We start from the raw sequence: 21,735 nt of genomic DNA, 5'->3' as shown, positions 1-21,735 counted from the left end.
CCTCCAGTGACTTAGCTGCAGGCCGGCGTGGTCGACGACGCGGTCTGGGTCAGTGCGCCGAGCCGCCAGGTGAGTGGGCTGCCGTCCCAGGTGACCGCCACGCGGCGCGGTCGCTGGAAGGGCAGGAACGAGACGGTCTGGCCGCGATCGGACGGTCCGGGGCTGAACGCGTTGTCCGTACCGACGGGGACCGGGATGTAGTAGTTGTTCGCGTTGGAGTACCCGAAGTACGCCGTGTACGTGTTGTCGCCGGTGTTGCGTACGACGCACGCCGCGGTCGGCAGCACCGGGTTGAAGGCGGTCTCCGCCGGACCGGTGCCGGCTGGGGCGGTTGTGGCCATCGGGGCGAAGGACGCGTCGTCGACGAGCAGACTGTCAGTGCCGGTCGTCGTACTGATCCACCATTCGGCCTTGGTCAGCGTGCCGGTCCACGAGACCTGCGTGTCGGCCGCCGAGATCCGGGTCCACCCGGTCGAGGTCACCGCCGCCGAGCCGAGCCGGATCGTCGTCGAACCCGTTGAGGTGGTCAGCTTGAGACTCACCATCGCGGTGTCCGATCCGCTGGCCAGACGCACCCAGGCGGACGAGTCGTAGAACCCGCCGTTCACGACCGCCACGCCCTGCGCCGGCCCGGCCCACGCGGCCGCTCGCGCGGTCACCGACAAGTCGCCGCTACCGGCGTGCGGGGTCGTCGATGCGTTCTTCAGGGTGCACGTTCCCAGGCAGTACCAGCCCGTCGTGTTCGACTGGTTCTCGAGAGAGCCGTTGCTGAGGATCGACGGCGTTGGAAGGCGAGGCGCGACCGCAGGCGGTCCCTGGGCGGGCGGTGGCGTGCCGTCCGTGGGGGTGATGGCGAGGTCGTCGAGGGTGCACTCGGTCGAGGTCGCACCCGGGTTCGACCAGGCGAACGCCTGAATCCACTTCGTCCCGGTCGGTGGCGTGAAGGCGGCCAGCTTCTGCGTGTACGCGCGTTCGTCGGCGTAGGAGAGCACGTACTGGAAGGTCGGCGTACCTGCGGTGGCACCTCCACGTACGCCGGCGTAGCACTGGGTGCCGCCGCCGTTCAGCCTCCCCCAGCCGGACAGCAGGTAGCTCGTGCCGGGCGTGATTCCGGTGAGGTTCTGCGTGACACCGGAGCCCGGACTGAGCGACAGCGCGCCGTGACCGCTGTGGGCGTTCGCCGCGGTCGCCGGACCGGTGCCCAGTGGGGTCCAGCCGCGAGTGCCGGTCTCGAAGTCGCCGTCGCCGATCGGGTTCGGCTGATCGGTGCGCACGGTGGTGGCGATGCCGTCGGTGATCACCTTGACCGACGCGCCGGCCGTGGTCGGCATCGCGACCTTGACCTGCTTGGAGATGCCGTTCACGGTGACCGTCACCAGGTAGTCACCGAGGAAACCGCGCGTTCCGAACGTTCCGGCCGCACTGCTCTGGCCACTCACGCTCGTGTGCCACTGGCGAGTGATCAGGTCCTCCCACACCAGTGCGTTCGGCTTGGGTGACCAGTCGTCGTTGTAGAGCGCCACGCGCGGGTTGTAGATGTTCTTCGTCCAGAGGCCGAAGTTGCTGATCTGGTTCACGTTCGGGTTCGAGAACATCGCGGTCATGAAGTCGCGGGTGTAGTCCGCCTGCAGTTGCAGGTCGTCGGTGTCCACGTCGAACTCCGTGATCGCGACCTTCACACCGAGCGCCGCGAACTGGTCCACGATCGCGAGCAAGTCGTCCGGCGACGTCAGCTGCACGCCGTTGAAATGACTCTCGAACCCGACCAGGTCGATCGGTGCGCCCGAGGCCTTGAGCGACTGCACGATGTTGTAGACATGGTCGCGGTGGCGGGTCTCCCAGCCGTTGTTCTCTACCAGGCCGTAGTCGTTCAGGGCGAGCTTCGCGGTCGGGTCGGCCAGACGCGCCAGCCGGAACCAGGACTCGATCTCGTTCGGCCCGAGGATGTCCTGCAGGCTGTGCTCCGAGTACGGCTCGTTCACGACGTCCCACTCGTCGACGATCCCGGCCAGTGCGCCGGCCTCGTCCAGGACGTGGTTGTTGGCTCGGGTCCGCAGCGCGGCCGGGTCGTTCTGCAGTGTGCTCAGATCGGGCGGCAGGTAGCCCCACGACGGCCAGACCAGGTTGTGGCCGCGGATCCGCAGTCCGCGCTCCCGCATCCACTGCATCGCGGGCAGTGTGATCGTGTCGCGTTCGGTCGGGTTCTCCCAGTGGTTCCACTTCAGGTTGTTGCCCAGGGCCCCTTGGTTGAAGATCGTCGAGGCCTTGCTCTGGTACTGCGCGAGGTCGGCGGCACTGATCCCGCTGGACGGGTCACCGATCAGGCGGGATCCGTCCGAGGCCGCGCCGAACTTGAACGCGCTGGTCTGCTGTACGGCGGAAACGGTCGCGCCGCTGACCGGGTTCCCGGCCGGGTCGACGACCGACACCGCGAGATTTCCCTTACGGTACTGGTCGATCCGGGCGTTGGCCGCCGTACGCCAGGCTGCGTTCGCGTCCCGGCCGTCGTACGTCACCTGCGGGTACCCTGCCGGCGTACCTTGGCCCCAGTTCTGCACGGAGACGGCGGCGATCTGGAAGGTCTGCGCGCCGTACCCGAGCCAGAGGTTCAGATGCGCCGCGGTCGTGGTGCCGGCCGTGTAGGTCGTCGTGGCGCGGAACGGGAACTGGAACTTCTGCCACTCGGTGCCGTACCGGAGCGCGGCGTTGAGCGACTTCTTGTACGGCGACCCGTCGGTCTCGAACACCACGTGGGCGTTACCGGCGCTCGGCGAGATCGCCCGCGCCCACAGTGTGGCGACAAGCGCATCGCCTTGCGTGACAGTCGCGGCCGCCGGTACGCCGAGCGTGATCTCGTACTCGCCGTCGAGACCGGGACTCTGCGGACCGTTCGGGACAGCGATCTGGAGGGCCTTGGTGAAGTTCGGGTTGCCGGTGATCGGGACCTGCTGGGTCGCGTCGGCCGGGAGGCTCTTGAACTCGGTGAAGTTGGCAACGGCATCGGGCGGGAGGACTTCGACGGGGGCGGCGTCGGCGCGCGCAGCGGGCTGGATCGCGACCACTGCGACGGCCGCGACCAGAGCGACGATCACCCCGGTGGCCAGCTTTCTGATCACTGGACGAACCTTTCGGAGGGCGCACAGCAGCGCGGACCCGCCGGCGGTACGCCGGGGTCCTGCACGGGGACTGCTGCGATCGGACGGTCGGGCGGGACCTCGATCCGGGACGGATCAGGCCTTGGAGGTCGTCTTGCTCGGCTGCGAGCGTCCGCGCGGGGATCGGGTCACGGGCACCGGCCCGCAACTCGCCCGGACGATCAGGCTGGTCGGCATCACGAGCCGGGGACGCTCGTCCACCGGCTCCTGGTCATCGGAAACAGCGTCAGGGTCGGCGGGGCCGATCGCGTCGAGCAGCAGCTCGGCGGCGCGCTTGCCCATGTCCACGAACGGCTGCTGAATGGTGGTCAGCGGCGGCCGGATCTGGGCCGCCGACTCGATGTCGTCGAAACCGATCACCGAGACGTCCTCCGGCACCCGCAGCCCGGCCTCGGCCGCGGCGGTCATCACGCCGTACGCCGTCACGTCCGAGTGCGCGAACACGGCAGTCGGACGCTGGTCCGGCGGCAGCGCGAACAGCTCCCCCGACCGCGCGCGGATCTGCTCGGGCAGGAAGTCACCGGGTTTGGTGAGCTCGGGATCGGGCTGGATGCCGGCCGACCGCAGCGCGTCCAGGTAACCGCGGTAGCGGTCCTGGCAGCACCGGTAGACCATCCGTCCCTGGACACAGGCGATGCGCTCGTGTCCCAGCTGGAGCAGGTGGTCCATCGCCGTCAGCGCGCCATCGTAGTTGTCGGCGGTGACCGACGGCAGCGCGACATCGGCGTCGATCGTGTTCACGAGGACGACCGGCAGGCCGTCGGAGTGCAGCTGGACGAGCGGTTCCAGCGGTTGCTCGTGGCTGACCACGAGCAGGCCGGACACCATGCTCGACGTGAGGATGCGGTCGATCAGCGAACCGTAGTCACGGTCGTTGGTCGCGGTGTACAGGATGATGTCGAACCCGCTGCGCTCGGTCACCGCGGCCACCCCGATGTTGATCGAGGCAACCATGTGCCAGGACAGGCCCGGCACGACCATCCCGATCAGCCGGGTACTGCCCTTGGCCAGCGCGGTCGCCGCGAAACTCGGGACGTACCGGTTGCGGCGCATCACCGCGAGCACGTGCCGCCGCGTCGCCGGGTCCACCTTCGGGCTGTTGTTCAGCACCAGGGAGACCGTCGACTTCGAGACACCGGACAGCGCGGCGATGTCACGAATCGTCAGCTTCGCCATCCGGCCACCTCCTTGCGGGATCCGTTGGACTGGTCCAACGGGGTTGTGCACCGGAACGTAACAGCGCCCCGCAACCCCGTCAACACCTGACCCGAAAACGGTTTCCCATCGAGGGATTGCGCCGTACGGCGTCCTCGTGCCACGATCGAACCACCGTATTGGACCGGTCCTACGCAGGCCGGGATCACCTGCCCGGACCGGTCCGGCACGCCCCCGGGCGTCTCGCGCTGTCCGCGAATCAGGAAGGCCGCCCATGCCGCCGTACACCCTCGACGACTTCAGCTTCGACCTGCGTCGCGCCGTACCGCCCGCCGAGCTCTGGGTGCGCAGCGCCACCGCGACCGTCACCCAGCTCGCGAACACCGTCTGCGGCGTCGGCGGCTGGTTCGCTCCCCCACTCGCCGCGCCCGACAGCAGGCTGACGATCTCGTTCGAGGTCGACGGCCGGCGCATCGTCGACGCCGCACGACCCGGTGCCGGTGATCGCGGACTGCTCCCGTGTGGCGGCACCTGGCGACCCGACCGCCTGGTCCGCCACGGCACCTACCACCAGTACGCCGACGGTCGACTGACCTCTCTCGCCGTCGAGTCCACTGTCGCCCCGGGCGCGTCCGGCTACGAACTCACGCTGACGGTCACGAACCGCTCTGCCAACACCCACGAAGTGTCGATCCAGCCCGACCTCGCCCCGACCAAGGCCCACCAGGTACCACTCTCCGAATGGGGCTGGGTCCCACCCGGCCCGGGCGCGGGTGCCGAAATACCCTTCCACCACAGCGATCTGACCGCGACCCTCCCACCCCACGGCACGATCACCTTCACGCTCGCAGTCGGACATACCCCTTCCACCAGCACCCTGACCGACGTGCTCGACCGACTCCCAGTCCTCACGTCCGACATCCCAGGTCTCGAGCAGTACTACCGACGCTCCCTGGCGAGCGGTCTGGTGTGCTGGTGGGATCACCCGGACTTCGTCACCCGCCCGTTCCTCGCGACGTCCGGCCTCGACGGCGGCGCGCTCTGCGCCTACGTCTGGGACACCGGCGGCTACGCGCCCAACCTGCTCAGCCTGATGCTCGGCGACCGCGTCGTCGACATCATCGAGTCGTTCCTCGACGCCGACCTCACCGACCGGTACGCGATCGCTCCCGACGGCACCGGCCTCGGCGTCGCCTACGCGTACAGCGGCTGGTCACTCGTCTCCCTCGCCCGCGCCGCCGCCGCGGAACGCCGGCTCGATCCCACGCTCGTGTCCCGGCTGTACGACGTACTGATCGCGCTCGACAAGCGATTCCAGCCGGACGACCAGACCGGCGTACTGCGGGACTACGGGGATCAGAGCAACCTCCTCGAGATGCGGAGTACCGGCTGGGAGCACGTGGTCGCGAGCCCCAACGCCGAACGCGCCTGGGCCCTCGACACTCTCGCCGACCTGTCCGACCTCACCGGCGCCGCACTGCCGGCCGCTGACCTTCGGGACTCCGCACAACTGATCCGCAGCGAGGTGATCCGTCAGTTGTGGGACGCCGACGCCGGCTGGTTCCGCAGCCGCTACCCGGACGGCCACACCGAACTCGCGTACTCGATCCAGGCGTACGACGTACTTCGCACCGGCGGCTGCCCGCCCGATGTCGTCGCCGCTCTGATCAGCCACTTGCGCCCGGGCGCGTTCCTCGGCGAGTACGGCGTCAGCAGTGTCAGCGCCGAGGATCCACTGCACTACGAGACCGCTGACATCGATTGGTCCGGAGCCGGCGCCTATACCGGCGAGGCCCCGCAACTGGCACTCACTCTCTGGGAACACGGCGAACCAGACCGCGCGTGGGACGTCCTGCGCCGTCTGTTCTGGATGGGCGAGCACTACCCGTACTTCCCCCAGGACCACTACGCCGACAAACCCGGCGCCCCCGCCACCGGCCGCCGCATCAACATCATCGCCGGCCTCACCGGCGCCGAAGCCGTCCTCACCGGCCTCCTGGGCATCCACCCCCACCCCGACGGCTCTCTCACCATCACCCCCACCCCACTTGCCACAGGCAACCTCAACCTGACCAACCTCAGCTACCGCAACCACACAATCGAGCTAGCCGTCGAACCCCGCCATACGACGATCACCGTCAACGGCCACGAGGTCGCGCCAGGGCAGGTCATCCCGCCAAGATGACCGGGAACGCCTTCGCGATCGAGTCGAACTGATGGTCCGCCGTCGGCGCGTCGGGCACGTGGCGATTCCCGATCTGGATCGTGTGGAGGCCTGCTGCGATGCCTCCCGCGATGTCGTGGGAGGGGTGGTCGCCGACCATCCAGCCGTTGGTCAGGGTTGTGCCGGTGTGGGTGGCGGCGAGCTCGAAGATCCGGCGGTCGGGTTTGCGGACACCGACCGTCTCGGAGACGCAGGCATAGTCGATGACGTCGGCGACCCGCGTGTACTCCAACTTCAGCGTCTGCTGGACGGTGCCACCGTTCGTCACCACCGCGATGCGCCACCCGGCGGCACGCAGGTCAGCCAGCCCGTCGAGCACACTCTGCTCCACCCAGGCGAACAGCGGATGTTCCTCGTCGTACGCCGCCACCAACTCATCCACCGGAGCGGCAAGCCCGAACCGCGTCTGGGTCAGCTCGAACAGCTCCGCCCGCGGCCGGAATCCACCGTTGTCATGAGCAACCAGCCACTCGACGCCGGCTTCCCCCAGCCCGTTCGACTCGGCCCACCACCGAGCCCACCTCAGAAACGCCCCGTCCCGATCGATGAGCGTGTTGTCCAGATCAAAACAAACCAACCGAGGCGTCCGCTCCACACCCCCACCCTCACACATCCGCTCCCACAGCATTTGGTGGGTTGGCGTCCGAGATGCAGGGTTGGCGGCCGGGATCTCGGACGCCAACCCTGCATCTCGTGGGTGGACCCACAAGATTCTGCGGGCCTGCGCGTCACCACCCTCAGTCGGAGGGCGTGGGCCTGCTGTCAGACGTCGATGCGGGTTTCGTCGAGTTCGTAGGCGCCTTGGACTATGAACTCCTTGCGGGGGGCTACGTCGTTGCCCATCAGGAGGTCGAAGACCTGGGCGGCGGCTTCGGCGTCGTCGACCGTGATCCGGCGCAGCGTGCGGTGCCGGGGGTCCATGGTGGTTTCGGCCAGCTGGTCGGCGTCCATTTCACCGAGACCCTTGTAGCGCTGCGGCGGCTCCTTCCAGCGGACGCCCTTCTTCATCAGTTCGGCCGTCTTCCGCTGGTACTCCGAGTCGCTGTACGTGTACAGGTACTTGTCCTGCCCCTTCTTCGGGTTCGTCAGCTCGAACCGGTGCAGCGGCGGTACGGCGGTGTAGACCCGCCCCGCCTCCACCAGCGGCCGCATGTACCGGAAGAACAGCGTCGCGAGCAGCGTCCGGATGTGGGCACCGTCGGAGTCCGCGTCCGCCATGAAGATGATCTTGCCGTACCGCGCCTGCTCGAGGTCGAAGGTCCGGCCCGAGCCCGCCCCGACCACCTGGATGATCGACGCGCACTCGACGTTCTTCAGGACGTCCCCGACGGACGCCTTCTGCACGTTGAGGATCTTGCCCCGGATCGGCAGCAGCGCCTGGAACTCCGAGCTGCGCGCGAGCTTCGCCGTACCGAGCGCCGAGTCACCCTCGACGATGAACAGTTCGGACCGGTCGACGTCGTTGCTGCGGCAGTCCGCGAGCTTGGCCGGCAGCGCCGACGACTCCAGTGCGGTCTTCCGCCGCTGCAGCTCCCGGTGCTGACGCGCCGCGACCCGGGTCCGTGACGCGGCGACGATCTTCTCCAGTACGGCGCGCGCCTGCGCCTTGTGCTCCCGCTTCGTCGAGGTCAGGAACGACTCGAGCTCGGACTGCACGACCTTCGCCACGATCCGCGACGCCGCCGGCGTACCCAGCACTTCCTTCGTCTGCCCGTCGAACTGCGGCTCGGCCAGCCGCACCGTCACGACCGCGGTCAGACCCTCGAGTACGTCGTCCTTGATGATCTCCTCGCCGCTCTTCAGCAGCCGGGTGCCGTCGAGGGCGTTCGTGAAGCTCTTCGACAGCGCCCGCTCGAACCCGGCGACGTGGGTGCCGCCCTTCGGGGTCGCGACGATGTTCACGAAGGAACGCAGCTCGGTCTCGTAGCCGTCGCCCCAGCGGACGGCGATGTCGACGTCCAGGTCCCGCTCGACGTCGGTCGGGGTCATGTGGCCGGCGTCGTCGAGCATCGGCACGGTCTCGGTGAAGTGCCCGGTCCCGGCCAGCCGGACGACCTCGGTCACCTTCTGGTCGGTCGCCAGGAACTCGCAGAACTCGCTGATCCCGCCGTCGTGCTTGAAGGTCTCCTCGGTGACCTCGTCGCCGCGCTCGTCACGGATCACCAGCTCGAGCCCCGGCACCAGGAACGACGTCTGCCGCGCCCGGGTGACCAGCTCGTCGTAGTTGAAGGTCGCGTCCTTGGTGAAGATCTGCCGGTCCGCCCAGTACCGGATCCGGGTGCCGGTGACACCCTTCTTCGCCCGGCCGGCCTTCCGCAGCCCCTTGGCCGGCGTGAACGACGCACTCGCCCCGTCGCCGTCGAACTCACCGGCGACACCGCGCCGGAACGACGTCGTCCAGATCACACCGCCGCGGTCGACCTCGACGTCCAGCCGCGCGGACAGCGCGTTCACGACCGAGGCGCCGACGCCGTGCAGACCACCGGACGCGTTGTACGACCCGCCGCCGAACTTGCCGCCGGCGTGCAGCTTGGTGAACACGACCTCGACACCGCTGAGCTTGGTCTTCGGCTCGATGTCGACCGGGATCCCGCGCGCGCGGTCGACGACCTCGACCGAGCCGTCCTTGTAGAGCACGACGTCGATCCGCTCGCCGTGCCCGGCCAGGGCCTCGTCGACGGCGTTGTCGATGATCTCCCACAGACAGTGCATCAGGCCGCGGCTGTCGGTGGACCCGATGTACATACCCGGCCGCTTCCGGACCGCCTCGAGACCTTCGAGGACGAGCAGATGGCGGGCGTTGTACGCCGGGTCGATCTCGGTACTGCGAGGTGTCGGGGCGGCCACAGGGCTCCTTCACTGGATTGCCACACTTACACACCGCAGCTTATGCGGCCGCACCCCCAAAACGTGGCAGGCGGGGCCAGTCAGGACCAGCGGGTGGGTACCGGAGGTAGGTGTCGCGACAGGTATCGATCCGGACTCGATTACGAGTGGCGTACGACACTCCGATTCCGAGCAGACGGTGACGGCATCATGGCGCACAGTGAGAGAAGAAGCACCCCGCCTCCGTGTCTCACCAGAAATCGCCGTGTCGCGAAACGATTCCGCGTCAGCAAGCGTCATACGAAGACAGGTGGTTCGTCTCACATACGGACACGTTGTCCCCACCGGGAAGCGATCCACGTGTCAGGATGTTGCTATCTGGTGAGTACGGAACTAGATGAGATGAGGCCTCAATGACTACAGCACTCGCCCCGAGTTCGGCGCTGTCGGCCGCGGATCGTTGTGACCGCTGCGGTGCGCAGGCCTACGTCCGAGTCACCCTGACCAGCGGTGGGGAGCTACTATTCTGCGCCCACCACGGCCGCGAGCACTCGGAAAAGCTGCGCGACATCGCGATCACCATCCACGACGAGACCGGTCGGCTCGAAGCCACCCCCACCACGGTCGCCGTAGACGACGAGCGGTGACCCACACGCTGTTCTAAACGCGCCGGCGCCGGCGCCAAAGTCATCACAGGCTTCGATGGCGGTTCACCCCAGCGGTGAACCGCCATCCCTCTTTTCACCAACTTTGCTTACACGACAGGTACGCCGGGACCGGGCCCGTGCCGCCGCAGTTCCTGCCAGGCCCGCGACAGCCGTGTGACCGCATCATCAAGCACTTGCTCCGAGTAGGCGAACGGCACCCGTAGGTAGTCGTCGTGCGCACCCGACGGATCCATCGCCTGCCCGGCCACCACCTCGACGCCGTGCCGCAACGCGACCTGGGCGAACACCCGGGCATCCGTGTCCGGCAACCGGACCCACAACGCCGACCCTCCGACCGGCGGCGACCATTCCCAGTCCGGTAGTCGTTCGGTCAGCAGCTCCCCCATCAGCTTCTTCCGCACGGTCGCCAGTCGCGCCCGCGCCGACGTCAGCTCGGTAAGCCGCGGCAGCAGTCGCGCAGTCAGTGCCTGGTCGATGACCGGGCTCCCCAGGTCGGCCAGTGCCTTGTGCCGCGCCAGCCGCTCGGCCAACGGCCGCGACGCCCGGATCCACCCGATCCGCAGTCCACCCCAGACCGCCTTCGACACCGACCCGATCGTCAGCACCTCGGCAGCGTCCGGCGCGTACGCCGCGAGCGGCGGCGGGATCTCCGGACCGGCCGGATCCCAGGCCGAGTACGCGTTGTCCTCGACCACGACGACCTGGTGCCGCGCCGCCAGCTCCGCGACCTGCCGGCGGCGGTACGCCGACATCAGCCGGCCGGTCGGGTTGTGGAACGTCGGCATCACGAACAGCATCGCCGGCTGATGCTCCGCGAACACGGCCTCGAGCAGGTCCGGCCGGATCCCGGCGTCGTCCAGCGGTACGCCGACCACTCGCCCGCCGGCCGCGCCGAACAGGTCGAAGCATCCCGGCCAGCTCGGCTGCTCGATGGCGACCGCGGCGCCGGTGCGCAGGTACATCTGCGTCGCCAGCGCGATCGCCTGGTGCGCGCCGGTCGTGACCACGATCTCGTCGGGCGACGTCGGCAGCCCGCCCTCGGTGAAGTGCTCCGCGATCCGCTCGCGGAGCACCGGCAGACCCCGCGGGTGGTATCCGACGTCGCCGAGCAGTGCGGGCAACTCGTCGGAGGCGAGTTCGATCAGCTCCGACGACAGCTCGGGCAGCCCTGGATCCACGGCGTACGTCAGCGAGATCACCTCGCCCGGTCCGACCGTGATCCGGTGGAACAGCGACTCGCCGTACCCGGCCGGCATCTGCTTGTCCGATCGTGAACGACCCCGTCCGGCCGCGCGCGCGACCGTCGTACCGCTGCCACGCCGGCTCTCGACCAGGCCGCGGGCGCGGAGTTCGTCGTACGCCGCGACGACTGTGGAGCGGCTGATCGCCAACGCGTCGGCCAACCGTCGTTCGGCCGGGAGGCGGGCGCCGACCGGGAGCTCGGCGGAGCCGATCAGGGCGGCGATCTCGTCGGCCAGCCTTCGGTACAGGCCGCCGCTGCGGGTGCTCAGCCGGTGGCCGATCAGGTCGGCCAGCGCCGCCGGGTCTCCAGAACGGTCCACTTCTCCTCGGATTGGCTCGGGTGGACTGCTTCTCGCGCCGCCAGGCTAGTACCGGCAGGCAGTCCAGTTCTAGGAGACGGTATGGGGATCGGGCAATTGGCGGGGTTCGCGGGCGCGACGGTGGTGCTGGTCGGGATGCCGGGGCCGAACAATCTGTACATCTCGCTGCGCAGCCTCACCCAGGGCCGGCGGGCAGGTGTCGTCTCGGCGCTGGCCATCGAGACCGGGACGCTCGTCTACATCGTCGTGACCGCGCTCGGTCTCGCCACCCTTGTGCAGGCGTCGCCCACGCTCTACACCGCGATCACCGTCGCCGGGGCGCTCTACCTCGCGTACCTCGGTCTCAAGCTGCTCAAGGCTCCGGCCAACGACCACTCCGCGGACATCCAGGCCGCGCCGCTCGGCCGCGTTTTCCGCGACGGCGTTGTGGTGAACCTGCTCAACCCGAAGGCCGCGCTGTTCTTCCTGGCGTTCCTGCCGCAGTTCGCGACCCGCGGTGCCGATCCCGGTCAGCTCCGCACCGAACTCCTGCTGCTCGGCGTCGGCGCCCTGCTGATCGGCCTCGCCCTCGACCTCTGCTACGCGGTCGGTGCCGACGCCGTCGGCCGCCGCTTCCGCGGAGCTCGTACGACGAGCCGCCGGCGCAACCTGATCGTCGCGGCAATCTACCTCGGGCTGTCCGCGTTCGCGCTGATCACGGCACTCTGAGGACCTTCGACCACGACGACCGAACCGTTCTCGAGCCGCAGCGACAACGTCTCGCCGCCGACCCGCAACCCAGTGAGTTCGAGCACCTGCCAGGGCACCGAGTCGGCGGGATTGATCGCCAGCGTGCCGCCGGGTACGTCGGGCTCGATGCCGAATGCGGCAACCAGAACGGCGACCGCGGAGGCCGCTGCCCACGCCTGCGGGCGGCACGAGAGCGGGTACGGCGTCGGCGTACTCTCCGCGCTCGTCCCGCGGCCGCCGTACAACTCCGGCAGTCGGTAGCCGAACACCTCCGCCGCGCGGACCAGTCCCGCGACGTACGACGACGCCACGTCGGACTGACCGCTCGCGAACAGGCCTTCGACCGTCATCGCGGTGTCGTGCGGCCACACGCTGCCGGTGTGGTAGCCGAGCGGGTTGAAGCGGGTCATCGCGGTGGACAACGTACGCAGCCCGAAGCCGCTGTTCAGGTCCTCGCCGGCCAGCACGTCGGCGACCGTCTGCTCCTCGTCGGCGTCGAGCAGGCCGGTGCCGAGCAGGTGGCCCATGTTCGACGCGCGGCCGGCAACCGGGTTCTTCGCACCGTCGAGCGCGATCGCCGGGTACCCGTCGACCCAGAACGCGGCGCGGAAGCGCTCCTGCAACGCGGCCGCCCAGGCGCGCCACTCGTCGCCGGACTCGCCGTACGCCTCGAGCAGCTCGGCGCCCTTGACCGCGGCGGCGTACGCGTAGCCCTGGACCTCGCACAGCGCGATCGGCGCGGTCGCCAACGTCCCGTCCGGCCATTGCACCGCGTCGACGGAGTCCTTCCAGCCCTGGTTCGCCAGCCCGTGACCCGACTCGTCGACGTACTCGAGGAAGCCGTCGCCATCGGGGTCGGCGTACTCCTTCATCCAGGTCAGGGCGCGTCGCAGGTTCGGCAGGAGGTCGCGGACCTCGTCGGCGGGCATACCCCAGCGCCACGCCTTGTGCAGCGTCATGATCCACAGCTGGGTCGCGTCGTGGGTGCCGTAGTACACCGCGGGGAGGACCAGGCCGCCGCCGTGATCGGCGACCTCGGCGCGAAGCTCGTGCGGGATCTTGCCCGGCTGTTCCGCCGACCCGACGTCGACCTTGGTGCCTTGCCGGGCGGCCAGCGCGCGCAACGTGCCCGCGGCGAGGGTCGGGTCGACAGGGATCAGCATGCCCGACGAGATCAGCGAGTCGCGGCCGAAGAGCGTGAGGTACCAGGGCGGACCGGCGCCGAGGTAGCGGTCGTCGTCGGCGGCGAGTTGGAGCGCGCGGACGTCCTCCAGCGAGCGGTCCAGCCAGCGTTCGACGCGCGTGTCGTCACAGCGGACGGTGACGTCGTACGGCGTGCGCTCGGCCGGCGGCTCGATCGAGAAGCCGGTGTTCGACTTCGGGAAGTCGGCCGTGACCCGCACGGTGATGGTGAACTCCTCCCCCGGCTCGATGCGTGGCGTGGCCGAGACGCCCGGATCGGCGGTGACGACGACGCGGGTGTCGTCGCTCTCCCAACGCGTACGGCCGGGCCCGTCCGGGAGCGGCGCCAGTTGCGGCAGGTTGACCGCGGCGCCGCTGCGGACCGCGGCGGTACCGGCGAGATCGGTGCCGAGGGCAACATCCAGCCGGCCCTCGATCGCCGACCGGGAACGGTTCACCAGGGTGATCCGCTCGGTCAGTCCCTCGGAGTCGACAGTCCGGGTCCGGTAGAGCATCACGGTCGGGTCGTGCCGGGTGTCGCCGAGTCCCTCGACCATCGCGACGTACTCGTGGGTGGCCGCGTCCCGTTCGTCGACATGCACCGGGAGCGGCTCACGTCCGTCGACGGTCACGCTCAGACGGGACAGGATCCGGCGGTCCCGGGCGTACACGCCCTCGGCGCCGGAACCAGTCAGCTGACCGGACCGGGGCGACAGGACCACCCACGGAGCAGCGAGGGCGGTGACCAGTTCGTGCAATGGGGACATGTCTCCACCCTAAAAGGTCGGTCGGTGCGAGAGAGTGTGGGTATGGAGACAGGGGTGACCGTACTGGTCGGGATCGCGATCTTCGTCGGGATCGTCGGCATCGTCGTACCGATCCTGCCCGGGGCGATCCTCAGTCTGGCGGCGATCCTGGTCTGGGCGATCGTCGAGGGCAGCGCGACCGGGTGGGTCGTGTTCGCGATCGCCGTGGTCCTGATCGGTGCCAGTCAGGTGGTGAAGTACGTCGTACCGGAGCGGCGGCTCCGCGAGGCCGGCGTACCGCGGCGGTCGATGGTCTTCGGGGTGCTGCTCGGCATCGTCGGGTTCTTCGTGATCCCGGTGGTCGGCATGTTCGTCGGGTTCCCGATCGGCGTCTACCTGTCCGAGCTGCAGCGGCAGCGCGACAACTCCGCCGCGTGGACGTCGACCAAGCACGCACTGCGCGAGACCGGCGTGTCCATCCTGATCGAATTCGTCGGCACCTCACTCGCCGCCGCGGTCTGGCTGATTGCGGTGCTCTTCGTTGTCTGAATTGCCAGGGACTTTCCAGTGCCGGCGCAGAGCGCCGTCCAGTCGTCCACGCACCGATTCTTAGGTGATTGCCAGCTTCTTCTTATCCGCAGCGGAGGTCCGTCCAAGCTCCGCGCGCCACCGTGTGAAGGAACAGTGCCGGGTGACGTCCCGGTACGCAGTACGGAAGGCACAGCAGGATGAAGCTCTCACAGAAGCGATGGCGGCTGCTCGGCACAGTGGCCGCCGTGGCCGTGACGACCACGGCCGGCGGGGTCGCCTGGGCTACGAGCAACGCGGACCCGACACCGTCGCCGTCGGCCTCCCCCACCAGTCCGGCCACGCCCGGGCAGCAACAGAAGCCGGACGGACCGGGCAGGGGCGGATTCGGTCCGCGGGGCGAGTTCGGCCTCGGCGGCGCGCTGCACGGCGAGTTCGTCGTACCGAAGGACGGCGGCGGGTACCAGACCGTCGCGACCCAGCGCGGCGAGGTCACCGCGGTCAGCAAGGAGTCGATCACCGTGAAGAGCGCGGACGGGTACAGCCGGACCTACACGCTCACCGAGGACACGCTGGTGAACGCGGCCCGCGACGGCATCGACGACGTGAAGACCGGGAACACCGTGACCGTGACGGCTGTGGTCACGGACGGTAAGGCGACCGCGAGTTCGGTGAACGACGGGACGGTCCGCGACGCGGCCGGTCAGAAGTGGGGGTTCAAGCACGGACCACGGTGAGTGGTCGCGGACGACTCACAGGTGATTGCCAGGAACCTTCCAGGGTTCGCATGGGAACCACCTGCACACTGTGAACCATGAGTCCGCATCTGCTGGTTGTCGACGACGAGCCGAACATCGTCGAGCTCCTGTCCGCGAGTCTGCGTTTCGCCGGGTACGACGTGACCACGGCGACCCACGGCGCCGAGGCGCTGCGCAAGGCGCGGGACGTGGAGCCCGACCTGGTCGTGCTCGACGTGATGATGCCCGGGCTGGACGGTTTCGAGGTCGTACGCCGCCTGCGCGGTGAGGACCGGCACGTGCCGGTGCTGTTCCTCACCGCCCGGGACGCGGTCGAGGACAAGGTGCTCGGCCTGCAGACCGGCGGCGACGACTACGTCACGAAGCCGTTCAGCCTGGACGAGCTGGTCGCCCGGGTCCGCGCACTGCTCCGCCGGTCCGGTCATCGCGAACAGACCACGACCGAGGCCGCCGTACTGCGCTATGCGGACCTGGAACTGAACGAGGACAGTTACGAGGTCTTCAAGTCCGGTCAGGCCGTGCAGCTGTCGCTGACCGAGTTCAAGCTGCTGCGGTGCCTGCTGGAGAACGCCGAGCGGGTGATGTCGAAGGGGCAGATCCTGTCCGCGGTCTGGAACTACGACTTCGCCGGGGACGCCGGCGTGGTCGAGTCGTACATGTCCTACCTGCGCCGTAAGGTCGACACCGGCGACCAGAAGCTGCTCCACACCGTCCGCGGGGTCGGCTACGTCCTGCGGACTCCGCGAGGCCCCAACTGATGCAACTGAACCACCGGCGGTTCGCCGACCGGTACCCGCTGCGCGTCACCATCGTCGTGGTCCTGCTGGCGCTGGTCGCGCTCGCGCTGGCCGCGTCCGGTGTGCTGGCGACCACTATCATGCGCGGCTACCTGATCGACCGCGTCGACGATCAACTGCGGCAGGCTGCTATGCCCCTGTCACACGTCACGAACGATCGGCGCCCGGTGCCTCGCCCAGGCGGTGGGCAGGGGCCGCGGCAGCTGCCGAGCGAGTTCGTCGTGCAGTTCAACGACTCCGAGGGCACCAGCGACAAGGGACCCGTCGGGCAGCGGCTCGCCGACACCGAGCCGTTGCCGAAGCTGCCGACACTCAACCTGAACCAGGTGCGCAACCTCGGCGGGAAGCCGTTCCAGGTGGACGCCGAGTCGGGCGGGGCGACGTGGCGGGTGCTCGCGGTGCCGACCGAGGACGGCAAGGGCTCGGTCATGGTCGCGCAGAGCCTCAAGGACATGGACCACACGATCCAGCGGCTCATCGGAATCCAGGCCGCGGCCGGGGTGATCCTCCTGGTGCTGCTGGCCGGCGTCGGGACCTACGTCGTACGGCGAAGTCTGCGCGGACTCGAGGACGTGGAGCACACCGCGGTCGCGATCGCCGGCGGGGACCTGAGCCGCCGCGTGCCGCAGCGGGACCCGCGGACCGAGGTCGGGCGGTTGTCGCTGGCGCTGAACCAGATGCTCGGGCAGATCGAGACCGCGTTCGCGCAACGCACCGCGTCGGAGTTCGCGGCGCGGCGCAGTGAGGACGCAGCGCGGCAGTCGGAGGAGGCCGCTCGGCAGTCCGAGGACCGGATGCGGCGGTTCGTCGCGGACGCTTCGCACGAGTTGCGTACGCCGTTGACGTCGATCCGGGGGTTCGCGGAGCTGGCCCGGCACCGGGGTGACGTGACGGACGCCGACACGATGCGCCGGATCGAGGACGAGGCCAAGCGAATGGGGCTGCTCGTCGACGACCTGCTGCTGCTCGCGCGACTCGATCAACAGCGTCCGTTGCGCTCGGAGTCCGTCGACCTGCTCCCGATCGCGGCCGACGCCCTGCACAACGCGCAGGCCGTCCAGCCCGACCGCCACATCTCGCTGACGATCCTGCCCGACTCGGAAGCGCCGGTCGTCTCCGGCGACGAGGCACGACTGCGGCAGGTCCTCGGGAACCTGGTCAGCAACGCACTGCACTACACCCCCGTCGAGGCGCCTATCACCGTCTCCGTCGGCACCCGCGGCTCCGAAGCCATCCTCGAAGTCAGCGACACCGGCCCCGGCCTCACCGACGAACAAAAGACCCGCATCTTCGAACGCTTCTACCGAGTGGACACCGCCCGAACCCGCTCCACCGGCGGCTCCGGCCTGGGCCTCTCCATAGTCGCCGCCCTGGTAGCCGCCCACCACGGCCACGTAACCGTCACCAACACCACCCCCCACGGCGCAACCTTCACCATCCACCTCCCCCTCACCACCTAGAACACCCACGCCCGGCTCGGCGCCCCCGCCCGTCAAGCAACTGTGGAATCCGGCTTCATCCGCCGAGTCGTGGATGGTGGTTCGGCTTGATCGTCCCGCCCTTGCCAGCCGCTTGTCCTGGTCGTAGATCTCCCGCGCGAGGCGTTCGCCGTACGGATAGCCCTCGCGCCACGTGTCACCGGCGTACCGTCGGCCCGCAGCAGCACCGGGTTCATGACGACAGACTCAGCCCCGAGGACGACGCCCAGGTGAACAAGCCTCAGCGACGCCGCAGCTTGACCGTGCTGTCCCGCCGGTTGATCGGTACGCCGTCACGCAGCACCTGCGCCCGGTCATGCGCGCGACTGACAAGCGTCTCCCACTCACCATCGGGAAGCGCCAGACTCTCGATCACCTCATCTGGCTCCGGGAAGTGCATCTCAGGGTGCGGATTGTGCTCGCCCGGAGGGAATCCCAGGTGACCTTCGATCAGCAGTACGCCGCCTCGCGCGACAGCCGCTGCCGCCCTCCGCAGGATCTCGTCGCGCGCCAGCTCGGTCTTCGAGTGCAGGAACTGCGCGGACACCAGATCGAACTCCCCCTCCGGGAACGACTTCCCCAGCTCGTGCTGCTGCCAATCGATCCGGTCGTCGACGCCGGCGGCCTTCGCGTGCTCACCCGCGCGCCCCAGCGCGACCGTCGAGATGTCGACGGCCGTGACGGTCCAGCCCCGCTCCGCGAGCCAGATCGCGTCGGCCCCTTCACCGCAGCCGAGGTCGAGCGCCCGGCCCGGCGTCAGGCCGGACACCTCGTCGACGAAGGCGGCGTTCGGCTTGCCGCTCCAGATCTGCTCGTGCTCGGTGTAGAACGCGTTCCAGTGCTCGTCGGGGAGCTGTTCGGTGGTCATGCACCGATGCTGCGCGAACCCATCATGGTGTGGCAAACAATCTTGCCGGACCGGCAAACGCTAGCGGTCCAGGGCCGGCAGTGGCTCGGCCTTCCCGACCACGAAGGCGTACGTCAGCGCTCCGATCACCGCCACCACTCCCGCGACGGCGAACGACGGCAGGTACGACCCGTGGTAGATGTCGAGCAGCAGACCGAAGACGTACGGGCTGATGATCCCGGCGATGTTCGACGCGAAGTTCTGGATGCCGCCGATCGACGCCACGTGCCGCGACGACGGCGCCACGTCGCCCGGCAACGACCAGATCCCGGTCGCCGCGATCGCCAGGCTCGCGTACGAGATCGCCAGGAACAGCAACGCGACGTACACCGACTTCGCCGGCGCCGCGAACACGATCGCCGCGCCGCCGAGCAGCCCGCCGACCATCACGGTCTTCCGGACCCGGGTCACGTCCGCACCGGCCCGGATCCGCCGGTCGGCGACGATCCCGGCGATCCAGCCGCCGGCGATCGCGGTGATCCCGGGCAGCGTGCCGAGCGTCCCGAGCTCCTTCAGGTCGAGCCCGCGGGCGTCCTTCAGGTACGACGGGAACCAGGTCAGGAAGAAGTAGATGACGAAGTTCAGGCAGAAGAAGCCGAGCATCATCCCGCGGATCGTCCGGTACCGGAACAGGTCCCGCCAGCGCACCTGCGCCGCGGCCTCGGAGTCGTTCTCGTCGAGCCGCGCGCCGTTGGACACGATGTAGTCACGCTCCTCGGCGTTCGCGTGCTTGTGCTCCATCGGATCGCGGTAGTACCAGTACCAGACCGCGGCGAGCATGATGCCGAGGACGCCGAGCACGACGAACGAGAAGTGCCAGCTCACCAACGCGATCAGCCCGGTCACGACCGGCAGCGACAGGACTGTCCCGACCCGCGACCCCGAGTCGATCACCGCGCTCGCGAACGCCCGCTCGTGCGCCGGGAACCACCGCGACGCGGCCTTGGTCGCACTCGGGTACGCCGGCGCCTCCCCCGCACCGAGCGCGAACCGGAACGCGAACAACGACCAGAACCCGCGCGCCAACGGCGTCAGCGCGGTGACGATGCTCCACCACAGCGCGGCGAACGTGAACGCCTTCCGCGAGCCCACCTTGTCGGCGAACCAGCCCGCCGCGAGCATCGCACCGTCGTACGCCCAGAAGAACGCGCCGAGGATCAGGCCCTTCTCGGCGTTGCTGAGGTCGAGGTGCAGATCGTCCTCGATGAACGGCAGTGCGACGCTCAGGTTGGCGCGATCCAGGTAATTCAGTGAGAGGCCGACGAACGCGAGCCCTAGGATCAGGTACCTCGTACGGCTGGCTCCGGGTGGAGCCTTCACAGAGGTGGCGGTCACTGTGCGCCTCCGATCGAGTGCGGATCGTGGGCACGTTACCTTGCTCGTCTTCTTTGTGCAGACAAACGTTTCATCCAGCGGAATGAGGGCTCAGTGATCGAGGACGGCGAGGAGATTCCGCTGCTCGGCGGCGACGTGACCGAAGGGTTGGTCCGCGTCGGCGACACCGTACGGCGACCGCCGGGCGAGCGGGCCGCGCTGGTCCAGGACGTGCTGCTGCACCTGGAGAAGGTCGGGTTCGAGGGGGCACCGCGCTTCCTCGGTATCGACTCGGCCGGCCGTCAGGCGCTCACGTACGTCGAGGGCGAGGTCGCGGGCCGTCCGCGACCGCCGTGGATCGCGGACGAGGAACGGATGGTCTCGGTCGCGCGGCTGCTGCGTGCGTACGACGACGCCGTCGAGGAATTCGGGATCCCGGACAACCTGCCCGCGCCGATCGAGCCGTCCGGCCTACCGGACCTGAACGATCCGCCGGAGCTGATCGGCCATCAGGACGTCACGCCGGAGAACGTGGTCTTCCGGGAAGGCCGCGCGTACGCGCTGATCGACTTCGACCTGGCCCGACCGGTGAGCCGGGCCCGGGAGTTCGTGAACCTGATGCTGTGGTGGGCCCCGCTCGGCGCCGACGACGATCTCGACCCCGAACTCCGCGGCCTGGACCGGCCCCGCCGCTGCCGGCTGCTCGCCGACGCCTACGGCCTCTCCCCCGCGGACCGCGCTCGCAGCCTGGAGCTCACGATCGGTTTGAACGAGCGCGCCTGGCACACGATGAAGTACCGCGCCGACACCCTGGGCGGCGGCTGGCAGCGGATGTGGAGCGAGGGAGTAGGTAACAAAATCCAAGCCCGCCAATCTTGGCTCGAATACAACGCCACCTCCCTCACCGGCGCCCTACTCCAGTAAAGAAGAGAGCCCAGAGTAGGTTCTCAAGAAAGAGTCCGGGGCGGGTCTTCAAGGAAGAAGACGAAGAAAGACAGAAAAGGAGAAGGCAGAGGGAGTCCGGCGAACGGTTGGCTCTGCGCGCCGTCGGCGGTCGGCGTTCCGGAGCACGGGATTGACCGCACAGCGGAGAACGCGGCCCTCCTGCCGGATGTGCGGGTGAAGTGCGGGCCGGTGACTGGTTCTGGTGGGTCCCGCCGGTCCCCGTTCCCGACGCCGGCGGGCACGCGGCATGGGCTGCTCGACCGCGACCGGGCATCTGGGGAGAGTTCCTTCCCGGATCGGGCAGGAAACCCTCCCCAACACCTCCCCGCCCAGCCTCATGCCACCGCCGACCCAACGGATCTCGCCATCACGCCATCAACCCAGAAGAACCGGGGTTATCCGTTCGAATTGGGGGTTATCTGCTGGTGTGCGAGCGGAGAACCCCCAACACGCGGGGATAACCCCCTCCCGTGTACAAGCGACCGGCCACCCGGTGACTCCTGGACGTTCAAGGCCCGGCGGAGGCGATTGCTGGAGTCGTTTGATTCACGCAGCGACCGCGGCGCCGGTTGGTGGATGCCGGCGGTCCACCTGACCTCGTCCTCGGACCCTGGGAATGCCGCGACGCGGCAGGCTTGGGGAGGATTACTTGCCGATTCGGCACGGCAGCTTCAGGGGATTGTCGCAACGCCTGAGTTTGGAGGGTGTTGTGGCGGAGAGGTTGTCGCAGGCGCGGCGGCGGGTGGTGCTGGACTTGTTGA

The 21,735-nt window shown here is 68.8% G+C and carries 16 protein-coding genes; 8 read left to right on the top strand and 8 right to left on the bottom strand.

Annotation, left to right across the window (positions count from 1 at the left end):
* Nucleotides 1-11: 11 nt before the first annotated feature.
* Complete coding sequence (locus E0H50_RS31485) at nucleotides 12-3,116, bottom strand: endo-1,4-beta-xylanase (RefSeq protein WP_238151464.1); 3,105 nt, start codon at nucleotides 3,114-3,116, stop codon at nucleotides 12-14.
* Nucleotides 3,117-3,230: 114 nt separating this feature from the next.
* A complete protein-coding gene (locus E0H50_RS31480; RefSeq protein ID WP_165547359.1) occupies nucleotides 3,231-4,331 on the bottom strand; it encodes a LacI family DNA-binding transcriptional regulator in 1,101 nt (366 codons plus the stop codon).
* A 253-nt stretch (nucleotides 4,332-4,584) separates the two neighbouring features.
* Between E0H50_RS31480 and E0H50_RS43180 the strand changes: the two genes are divergently transcribed.
* Nucleotides 4,585-6,495, top strand: coding sequence for an MGH1-like glycoside hydrolase domain-containing protein (locus E0H50_RS43180; RefSeq protein WP_165547358.1), 1,911 nt, complete (start codon nucleotides 4,585-4,587; stop codon nucleotides 6,493-6,495).
* On the opposite strand, the gene E0H50_RS31475 is transcribed toward E0H50_RS43180, so the two are convergent.
* Both E0H50_RS31475 and E0H50_RS31470 read right to left on the bottom strand, forming a co-directional pair.
* Nucleotides 6,479-7,129, bottom strand: coding sequence for an HAD family hydrolase (locus E0H50_RS31475; protein WP_238151462.1), 651 nt, complete (start codon nucleotides 7,127-7,129; stop codon nucleotides 6,479-6,481). The two genes, E0H50_RS43180 and E0H50_RS31475, sit on opposite strands and share 17 nt — an antisense overlap.
* A gap of 167 nt (nucleotides 7,130-7,296) precedes the next feature.
* Nucleotides 7,297-9,381, bottom strand: a complete 2,085-nt coding sequence (locus E0H50_RS31470) for a DNA gyrase/topoisomerase IV subunit B (RefSeq protein WP_131294419.1) — start codon at nucleotides 9,379-9,381, stop codon at nucleotides 7,297-7,299.
* Between the two features lie 392 nt (nucleotides 9,382-9,773).
* Between E0H50_RS31470 and E0H50_RS31465 the strand changes: the two genes are divergently transcribed.
* A complete protein-coding gene (locus tag E0H50_RS31465; RefSeq protein ID WP_130385795.1) occupies nucleotides 9,774-10,007 on the top strand; it encodes a DUF7455 domain-containing protein in 234 nt (77 codons plus the stop codon).
* 107 nt (nucleotides 10,008-10,114) lie between these two features.
* Here E0H50_RS31465 and E0H50_RS31460 read toward each other — a convergent pair whose 3' ends face one another.
* Nucleotides 10,115-11,590 carry an aminotransferase-like domain-containing protein gene (locus E0H50_RS31460; RefSeq protein WP_202868410.1) on the bottom strand — a complete coding sequence of 492 codons (1,476 nt, stop codon included), beginning with the start codon at nucleotides 11,588-11,590 and terminating at the stop codon, nucleotides 10,115-10,117.
* A gap of 81 nt (nucleotides 11,591-11,671) precedes the next feature.
* Here E0H50_RS31460 and E0H50_RS31455 point away from each other — a divergent pair, with 81 nt between their 5' ends.
* On the top strand, nucleotides 11,672-12,298 hold the full coding sequence (locus E0H50_RS31455; RefSeq protein ID WP_131294415.1) for a LysE family translocator: 627 nt from the start codon (nucleotides 11,672-11,674) through the stop codon (nucleotides 12,296-12,298).
* Here E0H50_RS31455 and E0H50_RS31450 read toward each other — a convergent pair.
* The gene (locus E0H50_RS31450) at nucleotides 12,256-14,268 is read right to left on the bottom strand and encodes an amylo-alpha-1,6-glucosidase (protein WP_131294413.1); all 2,013 of its coding nucleotides are present in this window, start codon (nucleotides 14,266-14,268) and stop codon (nucleotides 12,256-12,258) included. The two genes, E0H50_RS31455 and E0H50_RS31450, sit on opposite strands and share 43 nt — an antisense overlap.
* 42 nt (nucleotides 14,269-14,310) lie before the next feature.
* Here E0H50_RS31450 and E0H50_RS31445 point away from each other — a divergent pair, with 42 nt between their 5' ends.
* From E0H50_RS31445 to E0H50_RS31430, 4 genes are all read left to right on the top strand, one after another.
* Nucleotides 14,311-14,796, top strand: coding sequence for a DUF456 domain-containing protein (locus tag E0H50_RS31445; RefSeq protein ID WP_131294411.1), 486 nt, complete (start codon nucleotides 14,311-14,313; stop codon nucleotides 14,794-14,796).
* Between the two features lie 179 nt (nucleotides 14,797-14,975).
* Entirely contained in the window at nucleotides 14,976-15,512 is a 537-nt protein-coding gene (locus E0H50_RS31440) for a hypothetical protein (protein ID WP_131294409.1), read from the top strand.
* A 77-nt stretch (nucleotides 15,513-15,589) separates the two neighbouring features.
* A complete protein-coding gene (locus E0H50_RS31435) occupies nucleotides 15,590-16,291 on the top strand; it encodes a response regulator transcription factor (RefSeq protein ID WP_130385800.1) in 702 nt (233 codons plus the stop codon).
* Complete coding sequence (locus tag E0H50_RS31430) at nucleotides 16,291-17,790, top strand: sensor histidine kinase (RefSeq protein ID WP_131294407.1); 1,500 nt, start codon at nucleotides 16,291-16,293, stop codon at nucleotides 17,788-17,790. Before E0H50_RS31435 ends, E0H50_RS31430 begins: the two co-directional genes overlap by 1 nt.
* Nucleotides 17,791-18,049: 259 nt before the next feature.
* Here the strand turns inward: E0H50_RS31430 and E0H50_RS31425 are convergent, their stop codons facing one another.
* Both E0H50_RS31425 and E0H50_RS31420 read right to left on the bottom strand, forming a co-directional pair.
* The gene (locus tag E0H50_RS31425; protein ID WP_131294405.1) at nucleotides 18,050-18,676 is read right to left on the bottom strand and encodes an SAM-dependent methyltransferase; all 627 of its coding nucleotides are present in this window, start codon (nucleotides 18,674-18,676) and stop codon (nucleotides 18,050-18,052) included.
* 60 nt (nucleotides 18,677-18,736) lie between these two features.
* Entirely contained in the window at nucleotides 18,737-20,050 is a 1,314-nt protein-coding gene (locus E0H50_RS31420; protein WP_202868409.1) for an MFS transporter, read from the bottom strand.
* A 93-nt stretch (nucleotides 20,051-20,143) separates the two neighbouring features.
* On the opposite strand from E0H50_RS31420, the gene E0H50_RS31415 reads away from it, so the two are divergent.
* Nucleotides 20,144-20,953, top strand: coding sequence for a phosphotransferase (locus tag E0H50_RS31415; RefSeq protein WP_131294403.1), 810 nt, complete (start codon nucleotides 20,144-20,146; stop codon nucleotides 20,951-20,953).
* Nucleotides 20,954-21,735 lie beyond the last annotated feature (782 nt).

It is taken from the genome of Kribbella sindirgiensis (genome assembly GCF_004331435.1).
GTDB lineage: Bacteria > Actinomycetota > Actinomycetes > Propionibacteriales > Kribbellaceae > Kribbella > Kribbella sindirgiensis.
The sequence above is the reverse complement of the archived record's forward strand: the minus strand, read 5'-3'. Positions and strand labels throughout refer to the sequence as shown.

Excerpts from the sequence above, each read along its gene's own strand:
- E0H50_RS31480 (WP_165547359.1), bottom strand. The coding sequence starts at position 4,331 with ATGGCGAAGCTGACGATTCGTGACATCGCCGCGCTGTCCGGTGTCTCG.
- E0H50_RS43180 (WP_165547358.1), top strand. The coding sequence starts at position 4,585 with ATGCCGCCGTACACCCTCGACGACTTCAGCTTCGACCTGCGTCGCGCC.
- E0H50_RS31465 (WP_130385795.1), top strand. The coding sequence starts at position 9,774 with ATGACTACAGCACTCGCCCCGAGTTCGGCGCTGTCGGCCGCGGATCGT.
- E0H50_RS31455 (WP_131294415.1), top strand. The coding sequence starts at position 11,672 with ATGGGGATCGGGCAATTGGCGGGGTTCGCGGGCGCGACGGTGGTGCTG.
- E0H50_RS31450 (WP_131294413.1), bottom strand. The coding sequence starts at position 14,268 with ATGTCCCCATTGCACGAACTGGTCACCGCCCTCGCTGCTCCGTGGGTG.
- E0H50_RS31445 (WP_131294411.1), top strand. The coding sequence starts at position 14,311 with ATGGAGACAGGGGTGACCGTACTGGTCGGGATCGCGATCTTCGTCGGG.
- E0H50_RS31440 (WP_131294409.1), top strand. The coding sequence starts at position 14,976 with ATGAAGCTCTCACAGAAGCGATGGCGGCTGCTCGGCACAGTGGCCGCC.
- E0H50_RS31435 (WP_130385800.1), top strand. The coding sequence starts at position 15,590 with ATGAGTCCGCATCTGCTGGTTGTCGACGACGAGCCGAACATCGTCGAG.
- E0H50_RS31430 (WP_131294407.1), top strand. The coding sequence starts at position 16,291 with ATGCAACTGAACCACCGGCGGTTCGCCGACCGGTACCCGCTGCGCGTC.
- E0H50_RS31425 (WP_131294405.1), bottom strand. The coding sequence starts at position 18,676 with ATGACCACCGAACAGCTCCCCGACGAGCACTGGAACGCGTTCTACACC.